Here is a 20,055-nt window from a genome sequence, read left to right as displayed (position 1 = left end):
GCCGCGGCCGGCTTCTGACGCACGATTGTGACACGTCAGCCGCAGGCGGGAAGCGCTGACCCGTCCTTGCCTTCACCGAGCAGGTTCACGGCTTCCACTGCGTCTTCGAGAGTTACCACCTTGACCACCTGCATCCCATCGGGCACATTGCCGACAACATCGCCACAATTGGCCTCCGGAGCAAGGAAAACGGTCGCGCCGCGCTGATGCGCGCCATACATTTTCTGTTCAATGCCGCCGATCGGACCGACGTTTCCGGACGAATCGATGGTGCCGGTGCCGGCGACGTGCAGCCCCCCGGTCAGTTCGCCTGGCGTCAGCTTGTCCACAATCCCCAAGGCAAACATCATGCCAGCGCTGGGCCCGACGACGTTTTCCAGCTGAATTTTGACGTCGTACGGAAACTCGAAGTCGGTCTCCAGCAGGACGCCGAGCTGATAGGCGCCCTGGGCGTTCGCCTCCGGAGCAACCTGGACGGTCTCAGGCTCGCCGGCGCGGAGGACCTTGAGCTCCACGGGTTCGCCACCGCTGGCATTGAGCTCATCACGAAGAACATTGATGTTAGTGACCACGGTGCCGTTGATGCTTTCGATGACGTCATCCGTCGCCAGCAGGTTTGCCGCAGCTGCACCCTCGGCGAAACCGACAATGGACAGGTCTTCCTCGAAGTCGACACCCAAGTGGCTCAAGGCTGCCGCAACGGATGTTTCCTGCGACGAGTCCATGGCCGCGGCGTTTCGGTTCTGGATCTGCTCGCCGGAGACACCCGGAGGGTACACGAGTTCTTCCGGCGTGACGCTCTGGCGTGGATCCAGCCAGGCTGAGGCTACTTCGAACAAACGCACAGAGCCGCTAGGGCCGCCACTCATGTAGACAGTAGTCATATCCAATGCCCCTGAGGTGGGATATGTCTTTTGACCGGGAATCTCGATCAGCGGGACATCATTTACAGCACCGATCGTGTTGAAAGTAGGACCGGGAGACTCCACGATGTACGGCGATGGCAGAGCCAACGCAAGCAGGCCAAGGACGACGGCGACGACGCCCGCGCCAATCATGACCGGATGCCGTCGGTTTTTTGGCTTGCGCGGCGTCGGCGGCGCTTGCTCCCCGAGGTCGGTCGGCTCAGTCAACTGTGGTTTCCTTCTCTCAGCGTCTCCCGCGGCATACTCCAGGCACGACAGGAAGGGCACCGGTCAAACCGGAGCCCTGCACCAGACTACGCGCTTTGCCTGAGAGAACGCCCGAAATCCGTACCGATCCACTTGGACGCCCCACCGGGCGGCGAGACGGCGCTTCTCATTTGCCTAGAGCGAACCGGGCTCACCAAGCACGACACGGCGTGAAAACTAGCGGTAACGTGTAGTCAGAAGCAACAATCCGGCGACGGCCCCAGGCCCTTTTCCAAGCCCGCATGCCCCAGCAAACCCTCACAAGGACCGGTGGTATAGATGACCTCCAACCCATCCAACAACGGCGACGATCCGAAGGATCCGCTGTCCGAAATGTTTGCCAAGCTTTTCGGCGCCGAGGGAGCCGGCATGGATCCCGCAGAAATAGCCAAGGCGGCAGGTCTGCCTTCCGATCCCAACGTCTTGGCGCAAATGATGCAGCAGGTCCAGGCGATGATGAGTGCAGGAAATGAAGGCCCGGTGAATTGGAAGCTGGCCCACGAGAGTGCGCGTAAGGTTGCAGCCTCGGACAGTGACCCCTCGGTTACTCCCGCCCAATCCCGCGAGGTGGACGAGGCATTGCGACTGGCCGAGATGTGGCTGGATCCGGTTACGGATTTCGCCGGCACCGGGCTCATGGGCAGGGCGTGGTCGCGGGCCGAATGGGTTGAGGCGACACTGCCGACCTGGAAGCGGTTGACCGAACCGGTGGCCAACAGTATTGCTTTCGCGCTTACAAGTGCACTCTCCGAACAGGTGCCGGAGGACATGAAGGCGATGATGGGCGGGGCCCATTCGATGCTGCAGAACATGGGCGGCGCCCTGTTCGGTATGCAACTGGGACAGGCCGTCGGCGCTTTGTCCAAGGAGGTTGTCGGCTCCACGGATATCGGCATCCCCCTGGCAGAAGGCAAGATGGCACTGTTGCCTGCCAACGTCAGGGCCTTCGGCGAGGGCCTGGACGTTCCCGAGTCGGAGATCCGGCTCTTCCTCGCAGTACGGGAGGCGGCCCACGCCCGCTTGTTCACCCATGTTCCCTGGTTGGCAGGACACCTTCTGGGAGCAATCGAAGGCTATGCCCGAGGCATCCATATCGACATGTCGCGAATTGAAGAAGTAGCACGGGAAATCGATCCCACCGATCCCGAATCCATGCAGAATGCCCTGTCCCAGGGCGTGTTCATGCCGCAAAGGACACCGGAGCAAGACACGGCCTTGGTGAAGCTGGAGACGACTTTGGCGCTGGTCGAAGGCTGGGTCGATGAACTGACAGCCGCGGCCACGGTAAATCTGCCATCCGCGAGTGCATTGCGGGAAACCGTGCGCCGACGCCGTGCAACGGGCGGACCTGCCGAGCATGCCTTTTCAGCTTTGGTCGGATTGGAATTGCGTCCCCGGCGGCTACGCGACGCGGCCGCACTCTGGGCGGCCCTGGCCGAGGAACGCGGCCTCGAAGGCCGGGACTCCATCTGGCATCACCCGGACCTGCTGCCGACATCGGAAGATCTGGACGATCCGGCAGGCTTCAGTTCCCGACGCCAATTGCTGGAAGCCTCGGATACGGAGGTCGACGAGGCCCTGCAAAAGCTGCTGGCGGGCGGGTTTGATGAGCCTACCAACGATGCTGAAACGGATACCGGAGAGGATGAGAACGGCGACTCCAAGGATGGGCGCCAGGACTCCTAGTCGTCAACATCATCGTCCAGTAAATCCCCGCCGCTGTCGCTAAGGCCCCGGCCCATCGCAAACGCTGCCCCATCCAGAAATGCCTTGGCCCGGGCAAGGTCAGGATATGGCTCGAGCACGCTCCAGAAATCCGGCCCGTGTCCGGGAACTACTAGGTGGGCCAGTTCGTGCAGGATCACATAATCGATGACCCGTTGCGGCATGCCTTCGATCTTGTCCGAAATCCTGATGGTGCCGCGGGCCGGGGTACAGGATCCCCAGCGACCGTTCTGGTTGGACACCCAGCGGATGCTCTCCGGGCAAGGATTCCCAGAGATGTATCTGCCTGACAGCATAGTGGCCCTGTGCATAAGCGCTTCGTCACTGCGGACCTTCCGCTTGCCGACGTCGGCTTCCGATTTCGCCTCGAGACGGGCGACCATCCTCGCCACCCACTGACGCTCCTGGGCTGCTGTGAAGTGGCCGGGAATGGAAATAATAATTTCACCTTCGCGCCAGCCCGCAGATACCGTACGCCGTCGCCGGTTGGAGCGCTTGACCACTACAGGTTTACCGTCCTTGGTGGTCAGCGCGGCCGGGCCGTCTCCAGCCCGTAAAGCTGTGCTCTTCTGTCTGTCCCGCATGGCAACGACGTTACCGTGAATGGGCCTGCGTCAGAATCGCGCACCACCGTACCTTCGATTCTGTGGATAACTCCTTCCCCGCCGCTGCCGGCATGCCAGCATGGAATCCCGGAACTTCGAAAAGGAGAGAAAGCTGTGGCGGAGTTGAAGATCAATCCCGGTTTGCGCCTGATCGAGCGCCGGGGCACAGTGCAGATTGGCCTGGGTTCCACCGGCCTGGTGCTCGAGGGCACCGGCCAAGGGGATCTGGGATTTTTGTACCGTCTGCGGACAGGTCTGGACGACACGGAACTGGAGAGCATTGCGGGGAACTGTGCCATCAGCCCGGAAAGGGCGCGGGCGTTGGTGGCGGCGCTGGAAAGTGTGCTGGTCGATCCGCCGGCCAAGTCAGAACAACTCAGCGGCCTGCGCCTGGACCGTCTGACGCCCGATCGGGCCCACTGGTCCGCGGTGTACTCCGTCGACTCGTCGGCGCTGCTGGCGAACCGGGCGAGGGCAGCCGTGCATTTGATCGGGCTGGGGAGAACGGGCGGTGCTGTCGCCTGCGCCCTAGCCGCTGCGGGCGTCGGCACACTACTGCTGGAAGACCGGGCCAGCGTGGGGCCCGCCGACGTGGGATCGGGAGCGTTCAGATTGGCCGACGTCGGGCTGAACCGGGCGCAAGCTGTCCGGAAGATGATCCGCAACATTGACCCGACGGTTTCCACACACATCCTGTCCAACAGCATGGACCCGGAAGCCGCCGACGGCCGCCCACGCTTCCTGAACCTCGTTATCTACACAGACCGCGATGTGCCCAACGCACGCATCAGCCACGGCCTCTCCGAAGGGGATAATCCCCACCTGTCGCTGCTGCTTCGCGAGCGGGACGCGTTGATTGGCCCGTTGGTGGTACCCGGGCAATCGGCATGCCTGGACTGCTTGGACCGGCATCACGCCCAAACAGATCCCGACTGGTATGAGTTGTGCTCGCAGGTACACGGCGCCAGCGCAGAAACCGGCGCCGTCGACGAAGTGGCCCAGTCCGTAGCCGCGGCGGGGCTGGCAAGCCTGCAGTCGCTGCTCTTTCTGGATGGCAGGAACCGCCCGGCAACCTGGTCGGCCGTCCTGCAGCTGCGTTCAGCCGATGGCGCCGTAGGCCGGCACGAGTACCGGCCTCACCCAGAGTGTGCCTGCCAGCTGCAGCCGGCGCTGCAGGACAGCTAGCGGTCCAAGGGACTCTGAGCCTAGTTAGTGGAAAGTATGCGCAACACGTCTTCGCCATAGCGTTCCAATTTGGCGGGCCCTACACCGGCAAGACGCGAGAGTTCCTGCATGGACTGGGGACGCGCTTCGGCAATAGCCACCAGCGTCGCATCGGTGAACACGACGAAGGCCGGCACCGAAGCCTCCAGAGCGGTATCCTTGCGCCACTGCCGCAAAGCCTCGAAGGTCGATTCCTCATAGGTAGGCGGGCAGTTTTGGCAGCGGCCGACTTTGCGTTCGGCGCCTGAGCTGAGCAGAGTTCCGCACACACGGCACACCGCGGGTGCCGCTTGCTTGCGGCGGGAGGGCTTGGCGCTTGTCCGGCTTTGCACGGAGGACGATGATTGCGGCCGCAGCCCGTCCAGGAAGCGTGAAGGCTTCCGGTTGGCCCGGCCGCCGGGTGTGCGCGCCAGGGACCAGGACAGGGCAAGATGCTCGCGTGCCCGCGTGATCCCAACGTAAAGCAGCCTGCGTTCTTCATCCACTGCGTCATCCGTGTCCGCGAACGAGATCGGCATCAGGCCTTCGCTGAGTCCGACCAGGAACACGGCATCCCATTCCAGGCCCTTGGCCGAATGCAGCGAGGCCAGCGTGACGCCTTGGACAGTCGGTGCGTGCTGGGCTGCAGTGCGCTCTTCCAACTCCGTAACGAGATCCTGCAGCGTAAACACACCACCGGCCGCGCTTCCGCGAGCCTTGTCCAATTCATCCGCTAGGGCCACAAGCGCGGCCAGGGACTCCCAGCGTTCGCGTACCGCACCGCTGGATTGAGGAGCCTGCGCGGTATAGCCAAGGTTGGCAAGGATGTCCCTGACCAGCTGCGGCACGGGATCAGTCCCTGCGGCCCGGGCGCCGGCGCGCAGCTGCAGCATCGCATCCCGGACTTCCTTCCGGCGGAAGAACCGCTCGCCGCCGCGCAATTGGTAGCCGATATCCGCCGAGGCCAGGGCCTGCTCGTAGGCTTCCGACTGGCCGTTTGTCCGGTACAGCACGGCGATCTGGCTTGCGGGTACGCCCTCGTTCAGAAGCGTCCGGATCTTTCCGGCTACCTGTGCGGCTTCGGCCTCGTCGTCGGCGCATTCCGTGAACGAAGGCTCCGGACCGGTAGGGCGCTGGGCGATGAGTTCGAGCGGGGCGGGCCAGGGATCGTTGCCGCCGCGCCGCGGCTGCTTGGTGCGCGCTGCAAGCAGCGAGTTGGCCAGGTTAACCACCTGCGGAGTCGATCTGTAGTCCCGCACCAGCCTGACCACCTCGGCCTCGGGGAACCTCTTGGTGAACTCCAGCAGATGCCGGGAAGTAGCACCGGTGAAGGAATAGATGGTCTGGCTGGCATCGCCAACCACGCACAACTCATCCCTGGGACCCAGCCACAGGTCCAGCAGCCGTTGCTGCAGCGGGGACACGTCCTGGTACTCGTCCACGACGAAGTGCCGGTACTGGTCCCGCACAGTGGCGGCAACCTTGGCATCTTCCTGCAGGATGCCCACCGTGATCAGCAGGACATCTTCAAAATCGATGATGTTGCGGTCGGTCTTGACATCTTCGTACGCCTGGAAGAGCCGGGAAATGGTCGTCAGGTCAAACCCTGCCGGCTCGACCCGGCCTGCTGCAGCCTTGAGGTACGTATCCGGGGTCAGCATGGAAACCTTGGCCCACTCGATCTCCGCGGCCAAGTCGCGAATCGCGGCCCGGTCCGTGGTCAACCGCAGCCGCCGCGCGGATTCGGCAATGACCTGGGCTTTGTGGTCCAGCAATCCCGGCAACGGGCCGCCAACTGCGTGGGGCCAGAAGTACTGCAGCTGACGCAGCGCGGCAGCATGGAAGGTGCGTGCCTGCACCCCGCCCACGCCCAGGTCCCGCAGCCGTGTGCGCATTTCGGCCGCTGCACGGGCCGTGAAGGTCACCGCGAGCACTTGCTGTGGCTTGTAAACTCCCGAATGCACCCCATAGGCAATGCGGTGGGTGATGGCCCGGGTCTTGCCGGTGCCCGCACCTGCAAGCACGGACATGGGCCCGGTCAGCGTTGATGCAACGTGACGCTGCTCCTCGTCGAGTCCGCCGAGGATTCTGGCTTCGAGATTGTCAGTGACATCCACCGGTAGTTCCAGGCTCACTTCCCGCCCAGCGGTTCCGGCAGCCCGCTGCCATACCAGTGTTCGATCAAGGCGCGGGCGATCGAGATGCCGCCCGCGACCTGGATCTCGCCGGATTCAATTCCCTGGGCGAGTTCGGCCCGCGTAAACCAGCGCACGTCCCTGATTTCCACACCGTCCGGGACCGTTTCCGTTCCCGTTGCGACTGCAGTGAAGCCCAGCATCAGAGAAGAAGGGAAGGGCCACGGCTGCGATCCCAGGTACTGCGGCGAGTGCACAACAATCCCGGATTCTTCCTCGATCTCCCGGATTACGGCCGCTTCGAGGGACTCCCCCGGTTCCACGAAACCGGCCAGCGTTGAGTACCGTCCCACGGGCCAACTGGCCGAGTTGCCCAGCAGCAGCCGGTCCTCTGCGTCCACGACCGAGACAATGATGGCGGGATCCGTGCGGGGATAGTGCTCGCTGCCGTCCGCCGGGCAGCGCCGGACCCAGCCGCCGCTTTCCACGGTGGTCCGTGTCCCGCAGCGCGGGCAATGCGTATGGACAGCGTGCCAATTTGAAATCGCGGCTGCTTCCGCGAACAGGCCGGCGTCCTGGGGCGACAGCGAAGTTGCGACGTCGCGCAATCCCAACCACTCGCCGTCGTTCTTTGCTTCAGCGGTTACGCCTGTCAGGTCTTCCAGGACAATATCCGTCCCCTCGGGAACATCAGCACCCGCCACTGCGCGGCCTAGATAGACAAGATTTTCCGGCATGCGGCGCCCGTACGAGGGCTGCAGCACAATCTTGTTGTCCCGCACGAGCGTTTTGCCCGCATCCATGAGCATGACCCGGGTGGATTCCAAGCCCCAGATATCGTCGAACAGAACCGGTTGACTGCGGCGCTCGCAACCCCGGTCCATGGCGCTGCGGGCAAGGGTCAGGCCGCCCAACGGAGGAAAGCCTGTGGCATGGGTTGTGGTGCTCATGCCTCTACCGTACTAAGCACGGCGGGCCAATTGATATTTGGGCCCGCAATCTGGGGAGAACGGGGGGGGGCACGCGCTTAGTCTGCGTCACGTTCTAGCGACTCGCCGCGGCATCCGCCATGGCTGGGGCAACATTCCAATTACGGTGGACTACGTGAGAAAGACTCCTATGGAACTGGCTGCCATGGCCAGCGCGGCCGTACCCGGACTGGCGCCTGCCGGCGTTTCCGGAGCTCCCGACGACGCCGCGGACTTCACTTCCGCAGTGGTGATCGACGACGCCGGCAAGCAGTGGCGAGTCCGCTCCCCCCGCCATCCGGAAGCCAGCATGAGACTCGAAACGGAGTTGCTGGTCCTGCGGTCCTTCTCCCCCGGCATCCGGGCCGAACTGCCGTTCCAGGTGCCGTCCGTGGCCGGTACCGTCCAGCAAGGGGAACTGCGCACGTTTGTCTACAACCATGTCCCCGGGGCTACTTTGGAACTCGAGACGCTCGTCGCCGAGGGCGGCAGAGTGCCCACCGAAATCGGCCGGGCCATGGCCGGAATCCATGACCTGCCGCAGGCCATGGTGGACCGCGCGGATTTGCCGAGCTACACCGCTGATGAGTTCCGTCAGCGCCGGCTGAACGAACTCGACCAGGCCGCCACGACGGGCAAGATCCCGCCGGCTTTGCTGCGCCGTTGGGAGCATGCGCTGGAGGATGTCACGCTCTGGAAGTTCAACCCGTCAGTGGTCCACGGTGACCTGCACGAGGACAACCTCGTCATCTGGGACGGTGCCGTCAGCGCCGTCACCGGATGGACTGATCTGCGGATCGGCGACCCGGCGGACGATTTTGCCTGGCTTATCGCCGTCCACGAACAGTCTTTCGCCGACGTTGTGCTGGAGTCGTACAACAAGTACCGCAAAGAGCCGGTGGATCCGCACCTGATGCGCCGTGCCGCGTTGGCCGCGGAATTCGCGCTGGCGCAGTGGCTGGTACGCGGTGTCGCTGCCGAGGATGCCGCAATGATTGCCGAAGCCGAAGAGATGCTGCAGGAACTTGAGTCGGATATCCGCGAACACGGCGGCCAGGAGATCAGCAGCGAGAAGCTCCCCGTTCCCGCTGCACCGGCGGGTCCGCCGTCCGCGGCGTTCGAAAGTGAGCGAGCCGGCACACAGTCGACAGAGCGGCCCGCCGCCGCGCCCCGGATTAGCGAGCGCGTGACGGCGGAGCCGATAGTTCCCGCGGCCCCTTCGGATAACCCAGCCGCTGAGGTTCGGCCGGTCGACGATGCGGACACCGTGCCGGACGATAAGGCGTCTGGCACGGACAAGCGAGCCGGCGGTGCCGGCCCGAACCCGCCAAAGGAAGACGAGGCGACGGCGGACCGGGCGCCCGCTTCGGCGGACGCGGAACCGAACACTCCCGCGAAAAAGAACGACGGCGGCGCCTCCGGCACGGGGACCGCTGCCGCTGATGATTCATTGACAACCACAGCGATCCCCATCGTTGAGCACCGTTCAGGTTCTTAGCGTTCGGAGCCGGCGTACGCCGCGCGCACGATGGCTTCGAGTTCGGCTTCACCGGCCAAATCGTGCGGTCGCACGGTCTTATCCGCCGCCACATAGTAGAACGCAGCTTTGACCTCCGCAGGGTCGATTCCCTGCAACCGGGCCCAGGCCAGCCGGTACACCGCGAGCTGAACGGCACGTACACCCAACTTGTCCGGCGAGGGCGGGGAACCGGTCTTCCAGTCCACCAGGTCCCAGGTTCCGTCCTGGTCCCGGAAGACAGCGTCGATCCGGCCGCGCACTACAACCTCATCCACCCTGGTTTCGACCGGTACCTCGATGGCGGCCGGCGTCTTCTCCGCCCATTCGGAGGCCTTGAACGTGGCTTTCATGGTCTCTAGGTCGTAGGCCTCGTCGACATGGGAGTCCGCGGGCGAGGACAAGTCGTCCAGATCCAGCATGCCGGCGGTGCCGAAGTGCTCCTCCACCCAGCTGTGAAACGCGGTTCCCTTGCGCGCGGCCATGCCGGGCCTGCGCGGCACGGGTCGACGCAAGGACCGCGTGACCTCGGCAGGGTTGTCTTTCAGCTCCACGAGCATGGAGGCGGAGATATGTGCCGGTAGTTCGATCTCGTTGGCTCCGCGGGAGGCATTGTGCTCCTGCAGCAGCAACTCCGTTTCTCTGGCCCACGGTGCTCCCTGCTCAAGCTTCCGGTCCTCTGCAATGGCCTGCAGCACCGCCTGGCTGGCCGCCTCCATGGCAGCACGCCGGCCGGGACGGGCCGGTTCCGGCTCTCCACCGCGGTATACCAGAGGGCCTTCCAATGGGTCGTAGGGCCAGAAGGCCGTCTCGGTTTCCTCGCGGAACGGGTTGGTATCGCCAAGTTCCTCGTCGGAGATCCATGTGCCGACCTGCACTGTCGACGAGTCCTGCTGCGCCAGTTCGGCCAGCTCGGTCAGGAATATTGACGGTGCGGAGGGTTTGACCTTGCTGCCTGCCCAGCCCGCGGAGCTGCAGACCAGCAGGTGCTTGGCCCGGGTGTACGCCACGTAGGCCAGGCGCCGCTCCTCCTGTTCGTTGTGGGCCTGGACCTCACCTTTGTAGACTTCTTCGGCGGTGAACCAGGACAACTGGTCGGGTTGCTCGGTGTCCCACTGCGGCAGGTCCGCCCCGTCACCGCGCAAGGGCCAGGGCAAGGCCTCGTTTCCGCTGCTCCAGCGGTTGTCGGAGCCGCTAGGAAAGGCACCGTCGTTGAGCCCGGGAACAAATACAGCGTCCCATTCCAGTCCCTTGGACGCGTGGACCGTCAACAGCTGAACGGCGTCCTTGCTCACGTCGACCTGGACGACATCCAGTCCGCCTTCTTCTGCCGCGGCGGCTTCGAGCCAGGCAAGGAAAGCCAACAGGTCAACCCGCTGCGCAGTCTGCATGAACGTCGCGGCCGCGTCATGGAAGGCATCCAGATGCCGCCGTGCCTGGTGGATGGTAACGCCGGGTTTGGAAGCCACTTCGATGTCGAGCAGCATGGCCCGTTCGACTTCGCCCAGCAGCAGGGGAAGCTCGTCCCCCACGAAAGTCCGCAACTGCCGGACCTCCGCCGACAGCCGCTCCAGGCGGGCCAGCGCCTCGGGAGTCAGCGAGCGTCCGTTGCGCGATGTCCAGCCGGGTTTGGGCAACCGGTCCAGGGCTTCCACCAATGAGGCCGCCTCGGCCGGATCCTGCTGGACGACCTGGGGGGATGCCCGTTCGTCGGCATCCAGATCCACCGTCTGCCTGTCCTCGGCCGCCCGGCGCCGCTGCGACTCCAGAAAGCGGGACCAATCGGCAAACGCCATCAGGTCCGCGGGCCCTATGCGCCAGCGGGCACCAGCCAGCAGGCGCATGAGGGAGTCGGAACGACCGGGATCGGCCAGGACGCGGAGCGTGGCGACGAGGTCGATGATCTCCGGTTGACTCAGCAGCCCTGCCAGCCCGACGATCTCATAGGGAATGCCCTTGTCCGCGAGTGCTTTCGCGACACCGGCGATCTGCGCGCGCCGGCGGCACAACACGGCCGTGGTGACAGGTTCAGCCCTGCCGGATTCCGGATCGCGCTCGAATACGGTCCGGCGCGCCCTTGCCACGCCGGCAGCTACCTGTTCCGCCTCCTCGGACTCGCTGCGGTAGCGGGAGAGGACAACGGTTCCCTCGACCGCGTTCGGACGCGGCCTGAGTGCAGGCACCTCGAGCCGGCCCGGCTTCGGCCGGTTCGGGTCTACCCTGTTCAGCGGCGACGAAATCGTGTTGGCCATGGCGAGCACGTTGACGGCATTGCGCCAGGCCACGGTCAGGAAGCTGGCGGGGGCGACACTGCGCTGCCCGTCCTCGTCGACGAGCGGGAAATGCTGGCGGAAGGCGAAAAGCTGTCCGGCCGAGGCTCCCCGAAATCCATAAATGGACTGGTTCGGGTCCCCTACTGCGGTAACGGGATGGCCGTCACCGAAAAGCTTGGAGAACAGCACCATTTGCGCATGCGAGGTGTCCTGGAATTCGTCCAACAGCACTACTTTGTACCGGAGACGTTCCAGCTCGCGGGCCTGCGGTACGTCCTTGGCGATCGCTGCCGCCAGTGAGACGAGATCGCCGTAGTCCAGCACCCCGCGCTCACGCTTGACCCTGCCGTATTGTGCGGCGAGTTCGGCAACGGTGATCCTGGTCCGCAAACGGTTCAACAAGGATACGACGGCGGCTTTTGGCTGCCGCGTGCTGCCCAAAACGTAGGGCAGCGAACTGATCCTCTCAACGTCGGCCTGCAGGAGACCGATGGCCTCTTGCGGCGTTGCCAGATGCTCCGAGCACTCCGAGGCGAACTGCATGACTGCCTTGACCAGAGTGGACTTGGCCGCCGTCAGATGTCCGACATCCCCGTCATAAGCCTCCACCACCTGGCTGGCAAGCTGCCATGACTGCGCACTGCCCAGCAGCACGACGTCGCGTTCGATGCCAAGCCGGAGCCCGTAGTCGGACACCAGACCGTTGGCGTACGAGTGGTACGTGGACACCTTGGGCTCCAGCAGTCCGGCCGCGTCATCCGCGTCATCCGGCAGCAGCCCGTGGCGGGCGAGCTTGTTGAGCTGGACGCGGATCCGTGCCGCCAGCTCGCCCGCCGCCTTCCGGGTGAAAGTCACACCGAGGATCTCCTCCGGCCGGACCATCCCGTTGGCTACCAGCCACACCACGCGGTCCGCCATCGTGGCCGTTTTGCCCGAACCCGCGCCGGCAATGATGAGCAGCGGCTGCAACGGCGAACTGACGATATCCGCCTGCTCGGGGGTGGGCAGATGCTGGCCCAGCATCCGGGCAAGTTCATTCGGGGCGTAGGTTGTGAGGACCTGTCCGACGCTCACTCGGTTACCTGCTTTCCTTCGGCGCACAGCGGGCAGAGTTCGGGGACACGGCACCCGTGCGAACCGCCGCGCGCTTTCTGCGGATCGTGGCGGGCTTCAAACTGATTAGCGGACATCAGTCCGGCCGCCTCATGGATCATCGGAGTAGCCCAGTCTTCGGCGGTGTCCAGTCCGTCCTGGTGCTGGACCTTGACGTTTTTCAAGTCTTTGCCGAGCTGGACCAGCGCGGCTCCGCCGGGCTGGCGGACGATGTTTGGTTCCCGGTTTCCAACCTCGTTAAAGGCCCCGGCCTTGACCGCGGCCTGGTAGCTGCCCAGCTGCGGATGCCGGTCCAGGTCTGCCGCGTTCGGCGCCGATTTGCCGGTCTTCAGGTCTATGATCACCAGCCTGCCTTCGCGGTCCAGTTCCAGCCTGTCAACCTGTCCCCTCAGTCTGGCGATGCGTTCAGGGCCTTCGATATCAACGGAAAAGTCCTGCTCAACGCCTAACAGGCTCCGCCCCTCGGACCGCATGTGGAGTACGTACTGGGCCAGGCGGCGCACCATGCCCTCGGCCCGCTGGAAGTCCAGGCAGCCTTCCCAGTTTTCCTTCATGCCCAGCGCCGGCCACCGCCGGGTGAGCTCCTGGACGTATTCGTTTCCGGTCGCATCCGGCATGTCCTGGGCGATGGCGTGAACCAGGTTGCCCAGGCTCCGGGCAAAGTCCGTGGCGGCCTCGCCACCGGCCGCCTGAACAAACCAGTCCATCGGTGAGGCGTGCACCGCTTCCACCCGGGACGGCGACACCGGCACCGGCTGGTTCGGCGGCACGATCGGTGCATCGGTGGTCAAGGGCAGCAGTCCCCACCATTGCGATGGATGTGCCCCCGGTACCGGAACGGGGCTTGAGGCCAGCATGGCAAGTCCCGCCGCTGCCTGGGCAGCGCGTTCTGGTTCCTCGGCTCCTTGCTGTGCCCACTGCCGCAATTCGGCGGCTAACGCGCGTACCGTCCGCGGCCGCATGACCGTAGTCACCGGCCGCGCCACTTCCTCGTCCAGCCACGGATCCACCACGTCGAGGAACCCGGAAGGCTGGGCGTCCTCCGACTGCACGGCAATACAGATCAGTCTGTGCTCGGCACGAGAGACAGCCGTTGAAAAGCTTCGGAGCTCGTCGTAACGCGTCTCCCGAAGCCTGGATACGACGTCGATTTGTCCCGCCTGCTCAATGCCGTGCTCCAGGACATCCACGAACTGCGTACTGCCCAGCAGCTCTCCACGTAACCGGGTGTTGGGCCAGATACCCTCCTGGACACCTGCCACGATGACCATCGGCCAGCCGCGTCCCGCTGCACTGGCCGGAGTCATCAGTTCCACGGCTTCACGCAACTGCGCGCGGGGAGCGAGGTTGTCCATCGGGAGTTCCTGGTTCAGCAGGTAGTCAAGGAACTGGGCGGGGTTGGAGCCTGGCAGCTGGTCAACATACCGCTCCGCCGTTTGGAACAGGGCCATGAGAGCATCCAGATCCCGGTCCGCCCGGACACCCGCCGGACCACCCTGAAGCGCTTGCGCGGACCACCTGTCGGCAAGGCCCGCGGCGGACCACAAGGCCCACAGCACCGTCTCCGCGTTGGCGCCGGGCTCCTGTGCCGCCTGGGTTCCGGCACTGAGCATCGCCGCGATCCGCTTGGCCGGCCCTGCTTCGCGGCCCAGAGTCTGGAGGGTGGCCGGATTCCGCAGCGCCTCCACCAGCAGGGCATCGCTGGATCTGCCGCCGCCGCCGAGCCGTTCTTCACGTCGCAGCGACTGGCGGAGCCTGCGCAGGTCAATGGCAGTCGCGCCGCCTATCCGCGAGGTCAACAGTTGGACTGCCGTTTCTGCGTCCAGCCGGTCTGGCTCCAACACCATGGCCAAGGCGTCCAGCAGCGGCCGGACGGCGGCTTCGTCGCGGACCGCCGTTTCCGCCACCGGAATCTTCACGGCGATCCCCTGCCCGGAGAGGTAACGTGCCAGTTGCGAAAGCTGGCCGCCGGTACGGACGATAACTGCCATGTCACTGAGCTTGATGCCGTCAAAGAGCCGGGCTTCAAGAATCCGCTGGGCAACGTAGCGCTGCTCGTGGACCGGTGAATCAACCAGATGGGAACTGGCCTCCGAAGCCAGCCCTGAATGGGCCAGCTCCGTTTGCCGCCCGTCAGGCTCCGGAAATGTCAGTTCGCGTGCCATTTGTGCGCCCGCAACCAAGGAAATCCGCGAGGCAACCCGTTGCCAAGCTGCTGAAACAAATGGCCCCATGCGGTGGGAACCGGTCAAGGCCATCGTCCGAAAAGGTCCTCCGCCGGATGCCAACAGCTCGGACAGGCGCGCCAGCAGATCCGGCCGCGCTCCACGGAAGCCCTGGACAACGGTGTCCGGGGAGGCCGTGACAATGGTGTCCTTACCCTCGGCGAGGACGGCCAGCAATTCGTAGACGGCAGGATTGGCCTCCTGCAGGTCATCGACCAGGATCAGCCCGAGCCGCTGCCGTTCGCGGTCCAGGAAATCTTCATCGTCCATGAGCAGTTGCCGCGCCGCAGTGATAATACCGGCCGGGTCGAAGGCTTCCGGCATGCGCAGATCGATCAGGTCACGGTACTCCCGGAACAGACTCGCCGCCGATTGCCAGTCTTCACGCCCGCTGGCGACCCCCATCGCCTCCAAATGTTCGGCGGTGCTGCCGTATTCAATAACGCGGTCGAATAGCTGCCGGATCTCGTGCCGGAATCCTCGGGTTCCGAGCGCTTCGTCAAGATCGCTGGGCCACCTGACGGCACCGCTATGCCCGGTACGGTGTCCATGCAGCAGTTCGGCAATGATCTGATCCTGCTCCGGGCCGGACATCAGACGCGGCGCCCGTTCCAGCAGCGGCAGCCGACCCTCGGCCCGGGCACGCCGGATCAAGTCGAAGGCGTAGGCAGCCCAGGTCCGCGCCGGCGTTGTACTGAGGCTTCGGTTCAGCCGCGCCGTGAGCTTATCCCGCAGGCGCGCAGCGGCCAGACGCGACGGAGCCAGCATCAGTATCCGCGCGGGATCCAGTCCGGTTTGTTCGACCCGGTGGACGGCGTGTTCGACCAGCACCGTGGACTTGCCGGTCCCCGGAGCACCGTAAACGAGCACCGGCCCACAGCCTTCGGGCAGCGAGATTACGGCATTCTGGTCCGGGCGTTCGGCCGGCTGCTCCGCCCGGGACCGGCTCGGCCGCACCAGTTTGAGTTCCGGTGCATGCTGTATTGGTTTGATCACGGTTCCATTCCACCAGCCGGCAGTGACATTTTTTGGCGGATATCTTCAATGCGATCAAAGTCATCGTCATCCGGAAACCAGCGGGCCAACTGCATCTGGACCTTCGGCTCGCTTCCGGCCTCCCGAATCATGAGCGGTGTGAGCTCACGTTGATAGCGCCGCACCGCCCGGCCCATCAGCTCATTGGGCAGCGTCCCGTCCGCTCGGATGACCCGCCACCATGCCACCGCCCCGCCATGGAGCGACATCACGCGGCCAACCTGGCGGGCACCACCGGAGCCAAGCAGCTCCGCTATGTCCCCATAAGAGAGGACTCGACCGGCCGGTATGAGTGCCGCCACTTCCAGAACGGCATCAACAAACTCCCGGCGCATGCGATCTACTCTAAATGGCAGCCGACGTGTTTTTATCCACAGGCGGCGGGGCCCGCCGCGGAAATGTCGTTGCCGGCAGGTAGCGTTGCCGGCATGAGCAGCTGGCATGAACTTCCCCGGGCAGCATTCGATGTCGAAACGACCGGACGGGATCCCCACGAAGCACGGATCGTCACCGCATCCATTGTCCTTGTCACTGGGCTGGGGCAACCACTGCAACAGCTGGAATGGCTGGTCAACCCCGGTGTCTCCATCCCGGCCGAAGCCTCTGCCATTCACGGCATCACCAACGACAAAGCCCTCAGCGAGGGAATGGACGCCGCCCAGGCTGCTGCCGAAATCGCCCAGACCCTCGGCAGCTATTTCGACGCCGGTATCCCGGTTATGGCGTTCAATGCTCCCTACGATTTCACGGTCCTGGCCGAGGAATGCGGACGCCACGGCATGGAAATGCCAGAGCCCACACCCGTCATCGATCCCTTTGTGCTGGACAAGCAGATGGACCGGTACCGGCGCGGCAAGCGGACTTTGGTCGCCCTGAGTGAGTTTTACCAAGTGCCGCTGGAGAACGCGCACACTTCCGCCGCAGACGCGCTGGCCACCATCGGCGTTGCCGATGCGCTGGCAAGAAAATACCCAGAACTGCAGGTCGACCCTTCTGAGCTCCACGCATCGCAAGTGGAGTGGTGCGCCAAACAGGCGACGAATTTCCAGGAGTGGTTACGCCGGACCAAACCGGACGCGGTGGTCGATGGCGTATGGCCGTTGCGGGAAGGCGTTGTGCATGCGCGGCCCACAGCGACGGCAGGCAGTCAATTTAGGGTGTGAATATTACGAATCTTTGCCCGTGTTCGGGAGCGCGGCCAGTCCTGTCATAATTTAAGCTGTTCGCTGCCCGTGCTGGCCGCCGCAGACCAGGACCCGTCCCCAATCAGCCGAGGATTCATGTGATCACTGTTTCTGACCTGCGCAAGGTCTATCGCCAAGGCAACCGTGAAGTTGTTGCCCTTGACGGAGTCAGCCTTGAGGTTCCGAGGGGATCAATTCACGGCATCGTGGGACATTCAGGGGCGGGCAAGTCGACTTTGGTCCGCTGCCTGACCCTGTTGGATTCCCCCACCTCAGGGTCAGTGAGCATCAATGGGGCCGAACTGAGCTCGGCCAGGGATGCAGACTTGCGCAGCGCACGCCGGCGCATCGGCATGATCTTCCAGCATGCCAACCTGATGGATTCGCGGACCACCGCGCAGAACGTCGCACATCCGCTGGAAATCGTCAACACGTCCAAGGACGCCATCAGCACCAAGGTCACTGAACTATTGAGGCTGGTTGGACTGGAGGGCTTCGAAAACGCTTATTCTTCCCAGCTCTCCGGCGGCCAGCGCCAGCGCGTAGGCATTGCGCGCGCCCTCGCTTCCGATCCGGATGTCCTTCTCTGTGACGAGCCCACGTCTGCTTTGGACCCGAAAACCACCGAAGAGATCCTTGTCCTGATCAAGGACCTCACCGAGCGCCTGCAGCTGACGGTGCTGATCATCACGCACGAAATGCACGTGGTCAAGCGGGTCTGCGACTCGGTGTCCTTGCTGGCGGCCGGGCGCATCGTTGAACACGGCCCGCTGCGAGATGTCGCAGCCAGGCTGGGCAGCGAACTGTCCCGCACCCTGTTGCCGCTGCCTTCGGCGGAACCGCTTGGCACCGGAGCCGTGCTGGAGATTCTTTTCTCGGGGGACACGGCCTCGGAACCGGTCCTGACTTCCGCCGCACGGCGCTTCAATATGGACCTGAATGTACTTGCTGGCAGTGTCGAGACCCTGGCCGGGACACAATTCGGCCACCTCCGAATTCAGCTGCCCGCCGGCGTGGATTCCGGTCCGGTAGTCGAATATCTGCACAGCCAGGGCGTTTCCGTGCGTGCCACAGGAAAGGATGCCGCATGAATTTCCTCGAAGAACTGAGCACCAACCCCGGTATCACGAAGGCGCTCCCGACAGCCGTCGTTGAGACCCTGCAGATGGTATCGATCTCCGGGATCTTCACTTTGGCGATCGGACTGCCGCTAGGAATCTTCCTCTACACCAGCGCCTCGGGCGGGTTACGACCGATGCCTGTGACGAACAGGATCGTCTCCGACGTCGTCGTCAACATCACACGATCCATTCCATTCGCCATCCTCATGGTGGCCCTCATTCCGCTGGCACGGGTTATTACCGGCAGCAGCATCGGCCCAATCGCCGCTTGCGTTGCGCTGACAATCGGCACCGTTCCCTTCTTCGCCCGCTTGGTCGAGACTGCGCTTCGGGATGTAAGTTCCGGCAAGATCGACGCCGCTATGGTCATGGGGTCGACGCGGATGCAGATCGTTCGCAAAGTGCTCGTCCCTGAGGCCCTTCCTGGGCTGGTGGCGGCGTTGACCACGACGATGGTCACCCTGGTCGGATACTCCGCAATGGCCGGCATCACCGGCGGCGGCGGTTTGGGAAGGCTCGCTTACAACTACGGCTTCCAGCGCTTCGATACCACTGTCATGATCGTTACCATCGTAATCATGGTCATCCTGGTCCAGGCAATCCAATGGGTCGGCGACGCGGTTGCCCGCCGGGTCGACCACCGGAGCGCAGCGACAGCCGGATCGAAGAAGGCGCGCCGGCATGAGCCGGCCACAACGATTGGGGTCTGATCCTCCACAATGCTTCCCGCATCGTCGACAGCCGAGCGGAAGAATGCAGCGAGTAGCCGCTAGCTGCACCACACCCGGATCCCGGCGACATCATATTCGTCCGGGCTCTGCGTTATTTGAAAGGAACGCACTCGGATGCGTAAAACACTATCTCTGATCGGCGCAGGCTTGGCCACTACGCTGGCGCTGACGGCTTGCGGTGGATCCGAATCTACCCCCAGCGCTACTCTCGATCCGGCCAATCCCGTGACAGTTACTGTTGGGGCCAGCCCTGTGCCGCATGCACGGATCCTCGAGTTCGTTGACCAGAATCTGGCCCAGGAAGCCGGCATCGACCTGGAGATCCAGGAGTTCGATGACTACCAGACTCCTAATATCGCGCTCAGCGATGGATCGCTCGACGCCAACTACTACCAGCACCTGCCTTGGTTCGAAGACCAGGTCGCTACCAAGGGCTACGAGTTCGAGCATGGTGAAGGCGTCCACATCGAGCCGTACGCCGCGTTCTCCTCGAAGCACGAGAGCATTGAAGATGTACCCGACGGTGGCACTATCGCCATCACGAATGACCCCGCCAACCAGGTCCGCGGTCTGAAGATGCTCGAAGAAGCCGGCCTGCTCAATGGCATTGAGGAAGACTCCGCTGCCCTCACCCTAACGGAAGAGCAGAACCCGAAGGGTCTGACGTTCGAGGAGAACCAGCCGGAAATTATCCTTCCGCTGGTTGAAGACCCGAAGATCGACCTTGCGCTCATTAACGGCAACTTCATCCTTCAAGCTGGATTGAGCGCCGACGACGCCCTCGCCGTCGAATCCGTAGAGAACAATCCTTATGCCAACTTCTTGGCCTGGCAGGCCGGCGACGACAATCCTGCCATCGCCAAGCTCGAAGAGCTCCTGCATTCCCCCGAGGTCAAGGACTACATCGTGGAGACCTGGCCGAACGGTGACGTCACCCCGGCGTTCTAACCTTCCCGGCCAGCAAGGCCGAACCAGCCACGCTTAACCACAAGGGAGCCGGCAGCACACGCTGCCGGCTCCCTTGTCAGTTCCGCCTCAAGGCTTGTTTG

Annotated in this window: 14 protein-coding genes; 7 read left to right on the top strand and 7 right to left on the bottom strand. The window is 63.9% G+C overall.

Annotated elements, in window-relative coordinates; translation table 11 throughout:
- Nucleotides 1–35: 35 nt before the first annotated feature.
- Nucleotides 36–1,133 carry a YlbL family protein gene (locus AC5RWO_RS10355; protein WP_498731288.1) on the bottom strand — a complete coding sequence of 366 codons (1,098 nt, stop codon included), beginning with the start codon at nt 1,131–1,133 and terminating at the stop codon, nt 36–38.
- Nucleotides 1,134–1,451: 318 nt separating this feature from the next.
- Between AC5RWO_RS10355 and AC5RWO_RS10350 the strand changes: the two genes are divergently transcribed.
- Nucleotides 1,452–2,858 carry a zinc-dependent metalloprotease gene (locus tag AC5RWO_RS10350; protein ID WP_498731287.1) on the top strand — a complete coding sequence of 469 codons (1,407 nt, stop codon included), beginning with the start codon at nt 1,452–1,454 and terminating at the stop codon, nt 2,856–2,858.
- On the opposite strand, the gene AC5RWO_RS10345 is transcribed toward AC5RWO_RS10350, so the two are convergent.
- Nucleotides 2,855–3,400 carry a M48 metallopeptidase family protein gene (locus AC5RWO_RS10345; RefSeq protein WP_498731286.1) on the bottom strand — a complete coding sequence of 182 codons (546 nt, stop codon included), beginning with the start codon at nt 3,398–3,400 and terminating at the stop codon, nt 2,855–2,857. The genes AC5RWO_RS10350 and AC5RWO_RS10345 overlap by 4 nt on opposite strands.
- Nucleotides 3,401–3,616: 216 nt before the next feature.
- On the opposite strand from AC5RWO_RS10345, the gene AC5RWO_RS10340 reads away from it, so the two are divergent.
- Nucleotides 3,617–4,687: a TOMM precursor leader peptide-binding protein gene (locus AC5RWO_RS10340; RefSeq protein ID WP_498731285.1), complete on the top strand. Its 1,071-nt coding sequence runs from the start codon at nt 3,617–3,619 to the stop codon at nt 4,685–4,687.
- Nucleotides 4,688–4,707: 20 nt separating this feature from the next.
- Here AC5RWO_RS10340 and AC5RWO_RS10335 read toward each other — a convergent pair whose 3' ends face one another.
- Entirely contained in the window at nt 4,708–6,822 is a 2,115-nt protein-coding gene (locus tag AC5RWO_RS10335; RefSeq protein WP_498731284.1) for an ATP-dependent DNA helicase UvrD2, read from the bottom strand.
- A 14-nt stretch (nt 6,823–6,836) separates the two neighbouring features.
- Complete coding sequence (gene nudC, locus AC5RWO_RS10330; RefSeq protein WP_498731283.1) at nt 6,837–7,790, bottom strand: NAD(+) diphosphatase; 954 nt, start codon at nt 7,788–7,790, stop codon at nt 6,837–6,839.
- A gap of 154 nt (nt 7,791–7,944) precedes the next feature.
- Between nudC and AC5RWO_RS10325 the strand changes: the two genes are divergently transcribed.
- Nucleotides 7,945–9,306, top strand: a complete 1,362-nt coding sequence (locus AC5RWO_RS10325; protein ID WP_498731282.1) for a macrolide 2'-phosphotransferase — start codon at nt 7,945–7,947, stop codon at nt 9,304–9,306.
- Here the strand turns inward: AC5RWO_RS10325 and AC5RWO_RS10320 are convergent.
- From AC5RWO_RS10320 to AC5RWO_RS10310, 3 genes are read right to left on the bottom strand one after another with little or no spacing between them, the layout of a single operon-like run.
- On the bottom strand, nt 9,303–12,620 hold the full coding sequence (locus AC5RWO_RS10320) for an ATP-dependent helicase (protein WP_498731392.1): 3,318 nt from the start codon (nt 12,618–12,620) through the stop codon (nt 9,303–9,305). The genes AC5RWO_RS10325 and AC5RWO_RS10320 overlap by 4 nt on opposite strands.
- 47 nt (nt 12,621–12,667) lie before the next feature.
- Nucleotides 12,668–15,931, bottom strand: a complete 3,264-nt coding sequence (locus AC5RWO_RS10315; protein ID WP_498731281.1) for an ATP-dependent helicase — start codon at nt 15,929–15,931, stop codon at nt 12,668–12,670.
- On the bottom strand, nt 15,928–16,305 hold the full coding sequence (locus AC5RWO_RS10310; protein ID WP_498731280.1) for an MGMT family protein: 378 nt from the start codon (nt 16,303–16,305) through the stop codon (nt 15,928–15,930). The genes AC5RWO_RS10315 and AC5RWO_RS10310 overlap by 4 nt, the downstream gene beginning before the upstream one ends.
- A 93-nt stretch (nt 16,306–16,398) precedes the next feature.
- Between AC5RWO_RS10310 and AC5RWO_RS10305 the strand changes: the two genes are divergently transcribed.
- From AC5RWO_RS10305 to AC5RWO_RS10290, 4 genes are all read left to right on the top strand, one after another.
- Nucleotides 16,399–17,133: a 3'-5' exonuclease gene (locus AC5RWO_RS10305; RefSeq protein WP_498731279.1), complete on the top strand. Its 735-nt coding sequence runs from the start codon at nt 16,399–16,401 to the stop codon at nt 17,131–17,133.
- Between the two features lie 119 nt (nt 17,134–17,252).
- On the top strand, nt 17,253–18,245 hold the full coding sequence (locus AC5RWO_RS10300) for a methionine ABC transporter ATP-binding protein (RefSeq protein ID WP_498731278.1): 993 nt from the start codon (nt 17,253–17,255) through the stop codon (nt 18,243–18,245).
- A complete protein-coding gene (locus tag AC5RWO_RS10295) occupies nt 18,242–18,985 on the top strand; it encodes a methionine ABC transporter permease (protein WP_498731277.1) in 744 nt (247 codons plus the stop codon). Before AC5RWO_RS10300 ends, AC5RWO_RS10295 begins: the two co-directional genes overlap by 4 nt.
- Nucleotides 18,986–19,120: 135 nt before the next feature.
- Nucleotides 19,121–19,954: a MetQ/NlpA family ABC transporter substrate-binding protein gene (locus tag AC5RWO_RS10290; RefSeq protein ID WP_498731276.1), complete on the top strand. Its 834-nt coding sequence runs from the start codon at nt 19,121–19,123 to the stop codon at nt 19,952–19,954.
- Nucleotides 19,955–20,055: the final 101 nt, after the last annotated feature.

It is taken from the genome of Arthrobacter sp. B055-34 (assembly GCF_059090425.1).
This window is presented reverse-complemented; position numbering and strand designations above follow the sequence as displayed.